At 61.5% G+C, this 14,445-nt stretch carries 11 protein-coding genes; 9 read left to right on the top strand and 2 right to left on the bottom strand.

Translation table 11 applies throughout. The features are described from left to right. Positions 1-4: 4 nt before the first annotated feature. From AC1DRN_RS22400 to AC1DRN_RS22375, 6 genes are all read left to right on the top strand, one after another. Positions 5-655 (top strand): amino acid ABC transporter permease, encoded by a 651-nt coding sequence (locus AC1DRN_RS22400; RefSeq protein ID WP_223458077.1) that lies wholly within the window; start codon positions 5-7, stop codon positions 653-655. After that, the gene (locus AC1DRN_RS22395; protein WP_457265917.1) at positions 648-1,370 is read left to right on the top strand and encodes an amino acid ABC transporter ATP-binding protein; all 723 of its coding nucleotides are present in this window, start codon (positions 648-650) and stop codon (positions 1,368-1,370) included. Before AC1DRN_RS22400 ends, AC1DRN_RS22395 begins: the two co-directional genes overlap by 8 nt. 115 nt (positions 1,371-1,485) lie before the next feature. Next, positions 1,486-2,514: a trans-3-hydroxy-L-proline dehydratase gene (locus AC1DRN_RS22390; protein ID WP_008018645.1), complete on the top strand. Its 1,029-nt coding sequence runs from the start codon at positions 1,486-1,488 to the stop codon at positions 2,512-2,514. 126 nt (positions 2,515-2,640) lie between these two features. Then, positions 2,641-3,558 (top strand): dihydrodipicolinate synthase family protein, encoded by a 918-nt coding sequence (locus tag AC1DRN_RS22385; RefSeq protein ID WP_007997732.1) that lies wholly within the window; start codon positions 2,641-2,643, stop codon positions 3,556-3,558. A gap of 72 nt (positions 3,559-3,630) precedes the next feature. Continuing rightward, positions 3,631-5,025 (top strand): fosfomycin efflux MFS transporter AbaF, encoded by a 1,395-nt coding sequence (gene abaF / locus AC1DRN_RS22380; protein ID WP_223458081.1) that lies wholly within the window; start codon positions 3,631-3,633, stop codon positions 5,023-5,025. Between the two features lie 56 nt (positions 5,026-5,081). After that, complete coding sequence (locus AC1DRN_RS22375; protein ID WP_457265918.1) at positions 5,082-6,662, top strand: aldehyde dehydrogenase (NADP(+)); 1,581 nt, start codon at positions 5,082-5,084, stop codon at positions 6,660-6,662. 124 nt (positions 6,663-6,786) lie between these two features. On the opposite strand, the gene AC1DRN_RS22370 is transcribed toward AC1DRN_RS22375, so the two are convergent. Further along, complete coding sequence (locus AC1DRN_RS22370; protein WP_223458085.1) at positions 6,787-7,794, bottom strand: Ldh family oxidoreductase; 1,008 nt, start codon at positions 7,792-7,794, stop codon at positions 6,787-6,789. 376 nt (positions 7,795-8,170) lie between these two features. Between AC1DRN_RS22370 and mexE the strand changes: the two genes are divergently transcribed. Genes mexE through AC1DRN_RS22355 form a run of 3 tightly spaced genes read left to right on the top strand, consistent with a single transcriptional unit; the run spans position 8,171 to position 14,037 of the window. After that, entirely contained in the window at positions 8,171-9,424 is a 1,254-nt protein-coding gene (gene mexE / locus AC1DRN_RS22365) for a multidrug efflux RND transporter periplasmic adaptor subunit MexE (protein ID WP_218427956.1), read from the top strand. A gap of 12 nt (positions 9,425-9,436) precedes the next feature. Further along, positions 9,437-12,616 carry an efflux RND transporter permease subunit gene (locus AC1DRN_RS22360; protein WP_457265919.1) on the top strand — a complete coding sequence of 1,060 codons (3,180 nt, stop codon included), beginning with the start codon at positions 9,437-9,439 and terminating at the stop codon, positions 12,614-12,616. Further along, positions 12,616-14,037: an efflux transporter outer membrane subunit gene (locus tag AC1DRN_RS22355; RefSeq protein WP_457265920.1), complete on the top strand. Its 1,422-nt coding sequence runs from the start codon at positions 12,616-12,618 to the stop codon at positions 14,035-14,037. Before AC1DRN_RS22360 ends, AC1DRN_RS22355 begins: the two co-directional genes overlap by 1 nt. Before the next feature lie 211 nt (positions 14,038-14,248). Here AC1DRN_RS22355 and AC1DRN_RS22350 read toward each other — a convergent pair. Next, positions 14,249-14,445: integrase core domain-containing protein (locus AC1DRN_RS22350; protein ID WP_457265921.1), on the bottom strand; the 197-nt coding region annotated here is incomplete at its 5' end.

The following is a 14,445-nucleotide window of genomic DNA, read 5'->3' as shown; positions in this document are numbered from 1 at the left end:
GTCCATGTTTTCCACCGATTTTTCCTCCAATGACCTGATGTTCCTGCTCAACGGTGCGTGGGTCACGATGCAACTGACGTTCTGGTCGATCATTCTCGGCTCCTTGGCCGGGTTGTTCTTCGGCCTGCTGCGGGCCTTGTTGCCTCGGGCCAGCCTGCCGCTGGCGTGGGTGCTGGACGTGTTTCGCAGCGTGCCGTTGCTGATCCAGTTCGTGCTGTTCAACTCGCTCAAAAGCATCGTCGGTTTGAACATCAGTGCCTTCAGCGTCGGCTGCATTGTGCTGGGGGTGTATGCCGCGGCGTACTTCACCGAAATCGTGCGCGCCGGCGTGTTGGCGGTACCGTTCACCGTGCGTCGGGCCAGTCGTTCGTTGGGGCTGAGCTTCTTGCAGGACTTGCGCTGGATCGTCCTGCCGATGGCCACCCGAGTAGCGTTCCCCGGCTGGCTGAACCTGGTGCTCGGTGTAATGAAAGACACCGCGCTGGTGATGTGGATCGGCATCGTCGAACTGCTGCGCGCCTCGCAAACCATCGTCACCCGCATCCAGGAACCGTTGCTGGTGCTGTGCGTCGCGGGCCTTATCTACTACGTCATGAGCCTGGTGGTCGCACGCCTGGGCGCTCGTCTGGAAAGAAGGTGGCAAGAAAATGATTGAGATCGACAACGTACATAAATCCTTCGGCAACCTCGAAGTGGTCAAGGGCGTCAACCTGACGGTGAACAAGGGCGAAGTGGTGTCGATCATCGGCGGCTCCGGCTCCGGCAAATCGACCTTGCTGATGTGCATCAACGGCCTGGAACCGATCCAGAAAGGCAACATCCGCGTTGACGGCGTCGAGGTCCATCACAGCGCCACCGACCTCAATCGCCTGCGGCAGAAAATCGGCATCGTGTTCCAGCAATGGAATGCCTTCCCGCACCTGACGGTGCTGGAAAACGTCATGCTCGCGCCGCGCAAGGTCCTGGGCAAAAGCAAGGTTGAAGCTGAAGAGCTGGCGGTGAAGCAACTGACCCACGTCGGTCTGGGCGACAAGCTCAAGACTTTCCCTGGCAAGCTGTCCGGTGGGCAGCAACAACGCATGGCCATCGCCCGCGCCCTGGCCATGTCACCGGACTACATGCTGTTTGACGAAGCCACCTCGGCCCTCGACCCGCAGTTGGTCGGTGAAGTGCTGGACACCATGCGCATGCTCGCCGAAGACGGCATGACCATGGTGTTGGTGACCCACGAAATCCGCTTTGCCCGGGACGTGTCCGACCGTGTGGCGTTCTTCCGCAATGGCCTGGTGCATGAGATTGGTTCGCCGGATCAGGTGATTGGCAATCCGGTGCATGCGGAAACAGCGGCGTTTCTCAAATCGGTGAAATAACTAACGGCCCAATCGCGAGCAGGCTCACTCCTACAGGGTTAGCGGTGCATATCGAAGAGTGTAGGAGYGAGCCTGCTCGCGATGAGGCCCGCACAGACAAAACAAGGATCAAACCATGCGTTCATCAAAAGTCATTCATGTAGTCAGCTGCCACGCCGAAGGCGAAGTCGGCGACGTGATCGTCGGCGGTGTCGCCCCGCCGCCCGGCGCCACCGTGTGGGAACAGTCGCGCTGGATCGCCCGGGACGAAACCCTGCGCAACTTCGTCCTCAACGAACCCCGCGGCGGCGTGTTCCGTCACGTCAACCTGCTGGTCCCGGCCAAGGACCCACGGGCGCAGATGGCCTGGATCATCATGGAACCGGCGGACACCCCGCCGATGTCCGGCTCCAACTCGTTGTGCGTCGCCACCGTATTGCTCGACAGCGGCATCCTGCCCATGACCGAGCCGCAAACCCGCCTGGTGCTGGAAGCGCCCGGCGGCCTGATCGAAGCCGTGGCCGACTGCCGGGATGGCAAGGTGCAACGGGTGGAAGTGAAAAACGTGCCGTCCTTCGCTGATCGCCTGGATGCATGGATTGAAGTCGAAGGCATCGGCTCGCTGAAGGTTGACACCGCTTATGGTGGCGACAGTTTTGTGATTGCCGATGCCAAAGGCCTGGGTTTCTCCATCCGCCCGGATGAAGCGGCCGATCTGGTGGCGGTCGGGCTGAAAATCACTCGAGCGGCCAACGAACAACTGGGCTTCGTGCATCCGCTGAATCCCGAGTGGTCACACATTTCCTTCTGCCAGATCGCCGCGCCCATCGTCCATGAGAACGGCATCGCCACCGGCGCCAATGCGGTAGTGATTCAACCGGGCAAGATCGACCGCTCCCCCACCGGCACTGGTTGCTCGGCGCGCATGGCGGTGTTGCAGGCCAAAGGCTTGATGCAGGTTGGCGAGCGCTTTGTCGGCCGTTCGATTATCGGCTCCGAGTTCCACTGCCGCATTGATTCGTTGACCGAAGTCGCCGGCCGCGCCGCGATTTACCCGTGCATTTCCGGCCGGGCGTGGATCACCGGCACCCATCAATTGCTGCTCGACCCAAGCGATCCGTGGCCACAAGGCTATCGCCTGTCCGACACTTGGCCCGGCGCTTGATCACGCAACCCCTGAACCCCCAGACCAACGGCCAGTAAAAACCCCTGAAAACCAAAAAAAGCACTAGCCGAGCATTGTCATTTTTTATATCGTATACGAAATACAATAAACGAACCGGAGGCAACAATGAGCAAGCGCATTAACTGGAGTGGCGTCTTCCCAGCGGTGACCACTCAATTCAACGATGACTTCTCCATCAACCTGGAAAAAACCCATCAGGTGATTTCCAACGTGATCCGCGACGGCGTGTCGGGCCTGGTGGTCTGCGGCTCGGTGGGTGAAAACACCTCGCTGACCGCCGAAGAGAAAATCGCCGTGACCGAGGTCGCTGTCGATGCCGCCCGTGGTCGCGTACCAGTGATTTGCGGCGTGGCCGAGTTCACCAGCATACAAGCGGCCAAGGTCGCCAATGCCGTACGCCGGGTCGGCGTCGATGGCGTGATGCTGATGCCGGCGCTGGTCTACGGTTCCAAGCCGTTCGAGACCGCCGAGCATTACCGCTACGTGGCGAAAAACGCCGACGTGCCGCTGATGGTCTACAACAACCCGCCTATCTATAAGAACGACGTCACCCCGGACATCCTGATTTCCCTGGCCGACTGCGACAACGTKGTGTGCTTCAAGGATTCTTCCGGCGACACCCGTCGTTTCATCGACGTGCGCAACGAAGTCGGTGACCGTTTCGTGCTGTTCGCCGGTCTCGACGACGTGGTGCTGGAAAGCATTGCCGTGGGTGCCGAAGGTTGGGTCTCGGGCATGTCCAACGTGTTCCCCAAAGAAGGCGAAACCATCTTCCGTCTGGCCAAGGCCGGTCGTTTCGCCGAAGCCATGCCGATCTACGAATGGCTGATGCCGATCCTGCACCTCGATGCCCGCGCCGACCTGGTGCAATGCATCAAGCTGTGCGAAGCCATCGCCGGTCGCGGCAGCGCCTTGACCCGTCCGCCACGCCTGGCCCTTCCGGAAGCGGATCGCGTGTTCGTCGAGCAGATCATGGCCAAGGCCTTGGCCAACCGCCCGGAACTGCCGGACGTCGGTCTCTGAGTGATTGCCGGGCGGGTCTATGCGGACCCGGCCCGGCTGCCCGTTTTTTGCGCCTCAACAAGGAACGTCAGCATGTCCAATCCTCAACACACGCAAAGCGCAACCACACCCTCGGGACTCAAACGCGTAGTGGCTGCCGCCATGGCTGGCACCGTCGCCGAATGGTATGAGTTCTTTCTCTACGGCACCGCCTCGGCATTAGTTTTCGGCAAGCTGTTCTTCCGCCAGACCGACAGCCCCATCGACGGCATCATCGCCGCCTTCGCCTTGTACGCGGTCGGCTTTCTCGCCCGGCCGTTGGGCGGTTTGGTATTCGGTCACTACGGTGACAAATTCGGCCGCAAACGCCTGCTGCAACTGAGCCTGGTAGTGGTCGGCATCACCACCTTCCTGATGGGTTGCCTGCCTGGCTTCGAGCAGATCGGTTACGCAGCGCCGGTGCTACTGGTGCTGTTGCGGTTGATCCAGGGCTTCGCTTTCGGTGGCGAATGGGGCGGCGCGATTCTGCTGGTGTCCGAACACTGCCCGGACAATCGTCGGGGCTTCTGGGCCAGTTGGCCGCAAGCCGGGGTGCCGGCCGGCAACCTGGTGGCCACGGTCGCCCTGCTGCTGTTGTCGTCGAACCTGTCAGAGCAACAGTTCCTTGCCTGGGGCTGGCGCGTGGCGTTCTGGTTCTCGGCGGTAGTCGTGTTGATCGGTTACTGGATTCGCACCAGCGTCGATGACGCGCCGATCTTCAAGGAAGCCCAGGCCCGTCAGGCACAGACCAAACAGCAACAGCTCGGTGTGGTGCAAGTGCTGCGTCATCACTGGCGTTCGGTGCTGGTGGGAATCGGCGCACGCTTTGCCGAGAACATCCTCTACTACACCGTGGTGACGTTCTCGATTACCTATCTGAAACTGGTGGTGCACAAGGACACTTCGCAAATTCTGCTGCTGATGTTCGGCGCGCACCTGGTGCACTTTTTCCTGATCCCGCTGATGGGCTATCTGTCGGACATCGTCGGGCGCAAGCCGGTGTACCTGACCGGCGCGGTGCTCACAGCGTTCTGGGGTTTTATCGGTTTCCCGATGATGGACACCGGCAACAACTGGCTGATCATGGCCGCCATCACCCTGGGCCTGGCCATCGAGTCGATGACTTATGCGCCTTACTCGGCGCTGATGGCTGAACTGTTCCCGACCCACGTACGCTACACGGCTCTGTCCCTGTGCTACCAGGTGGCGCCGATCTTCGCCGGCTCCCTTGCACCGCTGATCGCCATCACCTTGCTCAACAAGTACCACAGCTCGACTCCGATCGCCTGGTATCTGGTGGGCGCCGCGCTGATTTCCGTGGTGGCTGTCGGCCTGACCCGCGAGACCCGTGGCAAGTCATTGCGCCAGGTGGATGCCGAGTCGGCGGCGCGGGTTGCTGCGCTGGACCCAGCCCCGACCAGCCCACGCCGGGCCGATTCTCTGGCCTGAGTAAATCCCACAGAGGTTTTGTGTTGCTACCCCATTTTTCGACAGGAGCTTTTTTGATGTCTGAGATCCTTGGCCACAACTACATCGGCGGTACACGCAGCGCCGTCGGCGGCATCATCCTGAACAGCCATGACGCCAGCACCGGCGAAGCACTGCCCTACTCTTTCGTGCAAGCCACCGCGCAAGAAGTCGACGCGGCCGCCCAGGCCGCTGCGGCCGCCTATCCAGCCTTTCGTAATTTGCCGGCGACGCGCCGGGCGCAATTCCTTGAAGCCATCGCCGCGCAACTGGATGCCCTGGATGACGAGTTCGTTGCCCTGGTGACCCGTGAGACCGCCCTGCCCAGCGCCCGGATTCAGGGCGAGCGCGGCCGCACCAGCGGCCAGATGCGTCTGTTCGCTGAGGTCCTGCGTCGGGGCGATTTCTACAGCGCGCGCATCGACCGTGCCCTGCCGGAGCGTCAGCCGCTACCACGGGTTGACCTGCGCCAGTACCGGATCGGCGTCGGCCCGGTGGCAGTGTTCGGCGCCAGCAATTTTCCGTTGGCCTTTTCGACGGCTGGCGGCGATACCGCAGCGGCCCTGGCCGCCGGTTGCCCGGTGGTGTTCAAGGCCCACAGCGGGCACATGGCAACCGCCGAATGCGTGGCCGATGCGATCCTGCGCGCCGCCGAGCAGACCGACATGCCCAAGGGTGTGTTCAACATGATCTACGGCGCGGGTGTCGGTGAAGCGCTGGTCAAGCACCCGGCGATTCAGGCCGTCGGTTTCACCGGCTCGCTCAAAGGTGGCCGTGCCCTTTGCGACATGGCCGCCGCACGCCAACAACCCATCCCGGTGTTCGCCGAGATGAGCAGCATCAATCCAGTGTTGGTATTGCCCGAAGCCTTGCGTGCGCGCGGCGAGAAGATCGCCGGTGAACTGGTGGCATCGGTGGTCCAGGGTTGCGGGCAGTTCTGCACCAATCCGGGGTTGGTCATTGGTATTCGCGCCCCTGAATGGACTGCGTTCATTGCGCGACTAAGCCACCTGATGGCCGCACAACCGGCGCAAACCATGCTCAATGCCAGCACCCTCGGCAGCTATGAAAAAGGGCTGCGGGCCTTGCTCGAGCATCCGGGCGTGACGCACCTGGCGGGCCGCGACCAGCAGGGCAATCAGGCGCGGCCGCAACTGTTCAAGGCCGACGTCAGCCTGCTGCTCAATGGGGATCCGCTGCTACAGGAAGAAGTGTTCGGGCCGACCACCATTGTCGTTGAAGTGGCGGACAAGGTTGAGCTGCGCCAGGCGTTGAACAGCTTGCACGGGCAACTGACTGCGACATTGATTGGCGAAGCATCGGATCTTCAGACCCATGCGGACCTGCTGATACTGCTGGAACAAAAAGTCGGCCGGGTACTGTTCAACGGTTACCCCACCGGGGTCGAAGTCTGCGATGCCATGGTCCATGGCGGGCCTTACCCTGCAACCTCCGACGCCCGTGGCACGTCAGTCGGCAGCCTGGCCATCGAACGCTTCCTGCGTCCGGTGTGCTACCAGAACTGCCCGGACGCCTTGCTACCCGACGCCTTGAAAAACGCCAACCCGCTGGGGATTGCACGGCTGGTGGATGGCAGCAGCCAACGCGAGCCGGTTTAACAACACAACCTCCTGTGGGAGCGAGCCTGCTCGCGATGAGGGCATCAGATTCAACATTTTCGTCGACTGACACACCGCTATCGCGAGCAGGCTCGCTCCCACAGGATTGAGCACTTTGATTCAATCAGGCGAGCAAGGCCTTGAGGTCGTTGTACAGCGCCTCGGGAATTTGCACGCCTTCCACCAGGCTGCGTACCCGCGCCGCGTAACGTCGTTGCGACGGCAAGCGTGCGCCCTGCCCCTCAATGCCCTGGAACAACGTTTCGGCCCGGGCCAAATGTTCTTCAGTGGCGTCCCCCAGAAAGCGCCGAGGGTCCAGGGCGATGATCAACTCGCCATGGTACGGCGACGACTTGCTGCCCCCGTCGTAAGCCAACGACTCGGCACTGGTCAGGTCACCGATCAGCGGCCCGGCAATCAACTCCACCATCGCCGCCAGCGCCGAACCCTTGTGCCCGCCGAACGTCAGCATCGCGCCGCTGTCGAGCACCACGTTGGCGTCGGTGCTCGGCTGGCCTTGGGCGTCGACGCCCCAACCTTCGGGAATCGCCTTGCCGGCACGCCGGTGCAGTTCGATATCACCACGGGCAATCGCGCTGGTGGCGAAGTCGAACACAAACGGATCTTGTCCCGCACGCGGCCAACCGAAGGCAATGGGATTGGTGCCGAACACCGGCAGTCGTCCTCCAGCCGGCGCCACCCAGGCGTGGCTCGGATTACACGCCAGTGCCACCAGACCGGTAGCAGTCAGTTGCTCGATCTCCACCCACAGCGCCGAGAAATGTACACAGCGGTTGATTGCCAACGCCGCAATGCCGTTGGCCCGGGTTTTCTGCGCCAGCAACGGCAACCCCGCCTGAAACGCCAACTGCGAAAACCCACCGCCAGCATCCACCCGCACGATCGACGGCGCCTGGTCGATCACCTGTGGCTCGGCATCGGCTGACACCTTGCCGGCCCGCAGGGAATTGACACACCCCAGAATCCGGTACAAACCGTGGGAGGCACAGCCATCACGTTCGCCAACAAGCACCGTCGCCGCCACCGCTTGTGCATGGGCCAGATTAAAACCGTTGTGCAACAAGATCGATTCGGCCAACTCACGGGCTTCGATCAGGGTCAGTCGGATCATGGTCATCTCCTTGGACAGACCGGTCAGAGTGGTCTATCCGAGGCGTTATGGCTTGACGGGTTTGGGCATTGGCGGTGACGAAATTGGCACAGCGCAGGCCGTTGGACCCCGTTAAACCAATGGCTGATGAGATCCAGTGTGGGAGCGAGCCTGCTCGCGAAGGCCACACCTCTGTTTCAAGACTGATTGATGCTTTTTCGGCAACACAGAATTGCCATCGACCTGATTGATAGACCTCTGCGTAAGGCGCAGGCTAGAGAGCTGATTTGGCCTCTCATATCATTCCGAATGATAGTTACCTTCGCCCCATTCGATTCGTGAGATACAAGCCCGCCGCGCATCATTCGCCAATCTCAACACATTGGCGGATGCATCCATGGAACAGTCATTCAAACATTTGCGCTTCCCGTTGGCTTTGTTGGCCGTAGTGGTGATCAGCGCTTGCGGCAAGGCCCCGGAGACCGCCGCCAGCATGCCAGCGGCCAAGGTCAGCGTGGCCAAGGTGCTGGAGCAACCGGTCAACGAGTGGGACGAATTCACCGGGCGCCTCGAAGCGCCGGAAACCGTGGAGATCCGTCCGCGGGTCTCCGGCCAGATCGATGAAGTGGCGTTCACAGAAGGCGCCCTGGTCAAGAAAGGCGACCTGCTGTTCCAGATCGACCCGCGTCCGTTCCAGGCTGAGGTCCGCCGCCTCGAAGCCCTGGTTGCACAATCGCGCGCCAATGCTACCCGCAGCGAAAACGAAGCCCAGCGCGGTGAACGCCTGCGCACCAGTAACGCCATTTCCGCCGAACTGGCCGATTCGCGTACCAGCGCCGCCCAGGAAGCCCGCGCCGCCGTCGGCGCCCTGCAAGCGCAACTGGACCTGGCCAAGCTGAACCTGAGCTTCACCCGCGTCACCGCCCCCATCAGCGGCCGCGTCAGCCGTGCGGAAATCACCGCCGGCAACCTGGTGACCGCCGACACCACCCCGCTGACCAGCGTGGTCTCCACCGACAAGGTGTACGCCTACTTCGATGCAGACGAGCGTGTGTTCCTCAAGTACACCGAGCTCGCTCGCCAGGGCAAGCGCGGCGCCACCACCCCGGTTTACATGGGCCTGTCCAACGAGGACGGTAACCCGCACCAGGGCGTGATGAACTTCGTCGACAACCAGGTCAACCCGAAAACCGGCACCATCCGTGGTCGCGCCGTGTTCGACAACAGCGATGGCAGCTACACCCCAGGCCTGTATGCACGCCTGAAACTGGTGGGCAGCGGCACCTACAGCGCCATGCTGATCAACGACGAAGCGGTCGGCACCGACCTGGGCAAGAAGTTCGTGCTGGTGATGGATGCCGACAACAAGACCGCCTACCGCGCGGTGGAGCTGGGTCCGAAGATCGAAGGTCTGCGCATCGTGCGCAACGGCCTGAACAAGGACGACACGATTATCGTCAAGGGCCTGCAACGGGTGCGTCCTGGTTCACCGGTCACCCCTGAAGTGATTCCGATGGCCAGCGAACAAACCCTCGCGGCACTCGCACAACAACGTCAAGCGCTGGAAGCCAGCAACCTGCCCCAAGTCGCGCCTGCCAGGGTTGCGCCGGGCACGGCTGTGAAACTGGCTGCCACGACCCCACGCGGTTAAGGGATTTTTACGATGAATTTTTCCCAATTCTTCATTTCGCGGCCGATCTTCGCAGCGGTGCTGTCGCTGCTGATCCTGATCGCCGGTGCGATCTCGCTGTTCCAGCTGCCGATCAGCGAATACCCGGAAGTGGTGCCGCCGACCGTGGTGGTCCGCGCCAACTTCCCGGGGGCCAACCCCAAGGTCATCGGTGAAACCGTGGCCGCGCCGCTGGAGCAAGCCATCACCGGCGTCGAGAACATGCTGTACATGTCCTCGCAGTCGACCGCCGACGGCAAGATCACCCTGACCATCACCTTCGCCCTGGGTACTGACCTGGACAACGCCCAGGTGCAGGTGCAGAACCGCGTGACCCGGACCGAGCCAAAACTTCCCGAGGAAGTGACGCGCATCGGTATCACCGTGGACAAGGCGTCGCCCGACCTGACCATGGTTGTGCACTTGACCTCGCCGGACAAACGCTACGACATGCTCTATCTGTCCAACTACGCGATCCTGAACATCAAGGATGAACTGGCGCGGCTGGGCGGTGTCGGTGACGTGCAACTGTTCGGCATGGGCGATTACTCGCTGCGCGTCTGGCTCGATCCGAACAAGACCGCTTCGCGCAACCTGACCGCTACCGACGTTGTGACGGCCATCCGCGAACAGAACCGTCAAGTGGCTGCCGGTGCCTTGGGCGCGCCCCCTGCCCCGAATGCCCAAAGCTTCCAGTTGTCGGTCAATACTCAGGGTCGTCTGGTCAATGAGGAAGAGTTCGAGAACATCGTCATTCGCTCTGGCGACAACGGTGAAATCACTCGCCTCAAGGACATCGCCCGCGTCGAACTGGGCTCCAGCCAGTACGCCCTGCGTTCGCTGCTGAACAACCAGCCGGCGGTGGCGATCCCGATCTTCCAGCGCCCTGGCTCCAATGCCATCGAAATCTCCAACGAAGTGCGGGCCAAGATGGCCGAGCTGAAGAAGAGCTTCCCCGAAGGCATGGACTTCAGCATCGTCTATGACCCGACGATCTTCGTGCGCGGCTCCATCGAGGCGGTGGTTCACACCCTCTTCGAAGCGCTGATCCTCGTGGTGCTGGTGGTGATCCTGTTCCTGCAGACCTGGCGCGCCTCGATCATTCCATTGGTCGCTGTGCCGGTATCGCTGATCGGTACCTTTGCCGTGATGCATCTGTTCGGCTTCTCGCTCAACGCCTTGTCGCTGTTCGGCCTGGTACTGGCGATCGGTATCGTGGTGGACGATGCGATCGTGGTGGTGGAGAACGTCGAACGTAACATCGAACTCGGATTGACCCCGATCGAAGCCACCAAACGCGCCATGCGTGAAGTGACCGGCCCGATCATTGCCACGGCACTGGTGCTGTGTGCGGTGTTCGTTCCGGCGGCGTTCATCTCCGGTCTGACGGGCCAGTTCTACAAGCAGTTCGCCCTGACCATTGCGATTTCGACGGTGATCTCGGCCTTCAACTCCCTGACCCTGTCGCCGGCGCTGGCCGCCGTGTTGCTCAAAGGCCACGACGCACCGAAAGACCGGTTCTCCAAGGTGCTGGACAAGATTTTCGGTGGTTGGTTGTTCCGTCCGTTCAACCGCTTCTTCGAGAAAGCCAGCCATGGTTATGTCGGCACCGTTGCCCGCGTGATCCGCTCCAGTGGCATCGCCCTGCTGCTGTACGCCGGCCTGATGGTCCTGACCTTCTTCGGTTTCTCCAGCACCCCGACCGGTTTCGTACCCGGCCAGGACAAGCAATACCTGGTGGCCTTCGCGCAATTGCCGGATGCGTCGAGCCTGGACCGTACCGAAGACGTGATCAAACGCATGTCCGAGCTGGCGCTGAAACAGCCTGGCGTGGAAAGTGCGGTGGCCTTCCCTGGCCTGTCGATCAACGGTTTCACCAACAGCCCGAACGCCGGCATCGTGTTCGTGACCCTCAAACCGTTCGACGAGCGTAAAGACCCGAGCATGTCCGCCGGAGCAATTGCCGGGGCCTTGAACGGCCAGTACGCGAACATCCAGGAAGCCTACATGGCGATCTTCCCGCCGCCGCCGGTACAAGGCCTGGGCACCATCGGTGGTTTCCGCCTGCAGATCGAAGACCGGGGCAACCTGGGCTACGAAGAGCTGTACAAGGAAACCATGAACATCATCGCCAAGAGCCACAACGTGCCGGAACTGGCCGGCCTGTTCACCAGCTATACGGTGAACGTGCCGCAGGTCGATGCTGCCATCGACCGGGAAAAAGCCAAGACCCACGGCGTGGCCGTCAGCGACATCTTCGACACCCTGCAGATTTACCTGGGTTCGCTGTATGCCAACGACTTCAACCGCTTCGGGCGCACCTATCAGGTCAACGTTCAGGCCGAACAACAGTTCCGCCTCGAGTCGGACCAGATCGGTCAGCTGAAAGTGCGCAACAACAAAGGCGAGATGATCCCGCTGGCGACCTTCATCAAGGTCAGCGACACCTCGGGCCCGGATCGCGTGATGCACTACAACGGCTTCATCACCGCCGAAATCAACGGTGCGGCAGCCCCCGGCTACAGCTCCGGCCAAGCGGAAAAAGCCATCGAGAAACTGCTCAAGGAAGAACTGCCCAACGGCATGACTTACGAGTGGACCGACCTGACTTACCAGCAGATCTTGTCCGGCAACACCGCGCTGTTCGTGTTCCCGCTCTGCGTACTGCTGGCGTTCCTGGTGCTGGCAGCTCAGTACGAAAGCTGGAGCCTGCCACTGGCGGTGATCCTGATCGTACCGATGACCCTGCTGTCGGCCATTACCGGTGTGATCGCCTCTGGCGGTGACAACAACATCTTTACCCAGATCGGTTTGATCGTATTGGTGGGGCTTGCCTGTAAGAACGCGATCCTGATCGTCGAGTTCGCCAAGGACAAACAGCTGGAAGGCCTCAACCCGCTGGCTGCGGTCCTGGAGGCTTGCCGCCTGCGTCTGCGGCCGATCCTGATGACCTCCTTCGCGTTCATCATGGGTGTCGTGCCTCTGGTGTTCTCCAGCGGTGCCGGTGCCGAGATGCGTCATGCCATGGGTGTAGCTGTGTTCTCCGGGATGCTTGGGGTGACCTTCTTCGGACTGTTGTTGACGCCGGTGTTCTACGTACTGATTCGTAACTTTGTCGAGCGTGGCCAAGCGCGCAAAGCCGCCAAGGCCGCCCTGAAGCTGGAGTCGCACTGATGAGTTTGAAAGCCTTCCTGCCGAGCCTGCTGGTACTGGCCCTGAGTGCCTGTGCCGTGGGCCCGGACTACAAGACGCCAACCACCGAGGCGGCCAACATCACGGCCGCCACCGATGGCGCCGCCGGCCAGAAGAATTTTGACCGTTCCCGTTTCGAAGGCATCTGGTGGCAACAGTTCGAAGACCCGACCCTCAACCAGTTGGTGACGCAATCCCTGCAAGGCAACCGCGATTTACGCGTCGCTTTCGCCCGCTGGAAAGCCGCACGGGCGATCCGCGATGACGTCAGCAACGACGCCATGCCGACCATCACCAGCCGCGTCAGCAGTGATTTGGGCAAAGGCCAGATTCCCGGCCAGACCACCGACCGGGTCAACAGCGAACGCTACGACCTGGGCCTGGACATGGCGTGGGAGGTCGATCTGTTCGGCCGCATCCAGCGCAACCTGGAGTCGGCCAACGCCGAACAGCAGGCGTTCGAGGCCGATCTGTACCAACTGCAAGTCACCATGATTGCCGAACTGGTGGATTCCTACGGTCAACTGCGCGGTGCGCAACTGCGGGAGAAAATCGCCCTGGCCAACCTGGAGAACCAGCAGGAGTCGCGCAAGATCACCGTCAGCCTGCGGGATGCCGGCGTCGGCGATCAGCTTGATGTGGAACGGGCCGATGCGCGACTGGCGTCGGTCGAAGCCAGCGTGCCGCAATTGCAGGCCGAACAGATTCGGCAGAAAAACCGTATCGCCACCCTGCTGGGTGAACGTCCGGACAAGCTGACCGTGGACCTGAGCCCGAAAGACCTGCCGGCGATTGCCAAGGCCCTGCCGATCGGTGATCCGGGGGAACTGCTGCAACGCCGTCCGGACATTCGCAGTGCCGAACGCCAACTGGCCTCGGCCACGGCGCGTATCGGCGTGGCCAAGGCCGATCTGTTCCCGCGGGTCAGCCTCAGCGGCTTCCTCGGTTTTACCGCCGGGCGCGGTTCGCAGATCGGCTCCTCGGCGGCCAACGCCTGGGCGCTCGGCCCGAGCATCACCTGGGCGGCGTTTGACCTGGGCAGTGTGAAGGCCCGTTTGCGCGGTGCCGACGCCGATGCCGAAGGCGCCCTGGCGACCTATGAGCAGCAAGTGTTGCTGGCCCTGGAAGAATCGGAAAACGCTTTCAGCGACTACGGCAAACGCCAGCAGCGTCTGATTTCGCTGATTCGTCAGAGTGAGTCCAGCCGTTCCGCAGCCGATCTCGCCGAGATCCGCTACCGCGAAGGCACGGCCGATTTCCTTGTGCTGCTCGACGCCCAACGGGAACGCCTGGCCGCCGAAGACACCCAGGCCCAGGCTGAAGTCGATCTGTATCGCGGCATCGTCGCGATCTACAAGGCCCTTGGCGGTGGCTGGCAGCCGGAGACGGTCGCCAGCAACTGACCCGATGTTTTGAAATGCTCCTTTGGTTGGCCGCAGCCAACCCGTTCCTTAGCCCTGCGTCTCATTCGGTCGCGGGGCTTTTTTTTGTCTATCAAAAACAACACATTCCCCCTGTGGGAGCGGGCTTGCCCTAATGCCAGTCAGTTAAGCCCCGGACATTGTGGGAGCGAGCTTGAACTGGTCAACTAATTTTGGACACCAGTTACGGTTTTCATGCCGCCAGTTTTTCCATAGCTACCGGTGAACGATAGCCGTTGTAGCTATGGAGCCTGACGTTGTTGTAACGCATCACGTAGCGTTGCACGTCTATGCGGGCTTCATGCTCAGAGTTGTAGCCATCTTCTGGCACCCACTCTGATTTAAGGCTCCCAAAGAAACGCTCCATCGGGGCGTTATCCCAGCACTCAC

Source organism: Pseudomonas sp. P5_B3, assembly GCF_056400405.1.
This window is presented reverse-complemented; position numbering and strand designations above follow the sequence as displayed.

Excerpts from the sequence above, each read along its gene's own strand:
- AC1DRN_RS22400 (WP_223458077.1), top strand. The coding sequence starts at position 5 with ATGTTTTCCACCGATTTTTCCTCCAATGACCTGATGTTCCTGCTCAAC.
- AC1DRN_RS22395 (WP_457265917.1), top strand. The coding sequence starts at position 648 with ATGATTGAGATCGACAACGTACATAAATCCTTCGGCAACCTCGAAGTG.
- AC1DRN_RS22390 (WP_008018645.1), top strand. The coding sequence starts at position 1,486 with ATGCGTTCATCAAAAGTCATTCATGTAGTCAGCTGCCACGCCGAAGGC.
- abaF (WP_223458081.1), top strand. The coding sequence starts at position 3,631 with ATGTCCAATCCTCAACACACGCAAAGCGCAACCACACCCTCGGGACTC.
- AC1DRN_RS22375 (WP_457265918.1), top strand. The coding sequence starts at position 5,082 with ATGTCTGAGATCCTTGGCCACAACTACATCGGCGGTACACGCAGCGCC.
- AC1DRN_RS22370 (WP_223458085.1), bottom strand. The coding sequence starts at position 7,794 with ATGATCCGACTGACCCTGATCGAAGCCCGTGAGTTGGCCGAATCGATC.
- mexE (WP_218427956.1), top strand. The coding sequence starts at position 8,171 with ATGGAACAGTCATTCAAACATTTGCGCTTCCCGTTGGCTTTGTTGGCC.
- AC1DRN_RS22360 (WP_457265919.1), top strand. The coding sequence starts at position 9,437 with ATGAATTTTTCCCAATTCTTCATTTCGCGGCCGATCTTCGCAGCGGTG.
- AC1DRN_RS22355 (WP_457265920.1), top strand. The coding sequence starts at position 12,616 with ATGAGTTTGAAAGCCTTCCTGCCGAGCCTGCTGGTACTGGCCCTGAGT.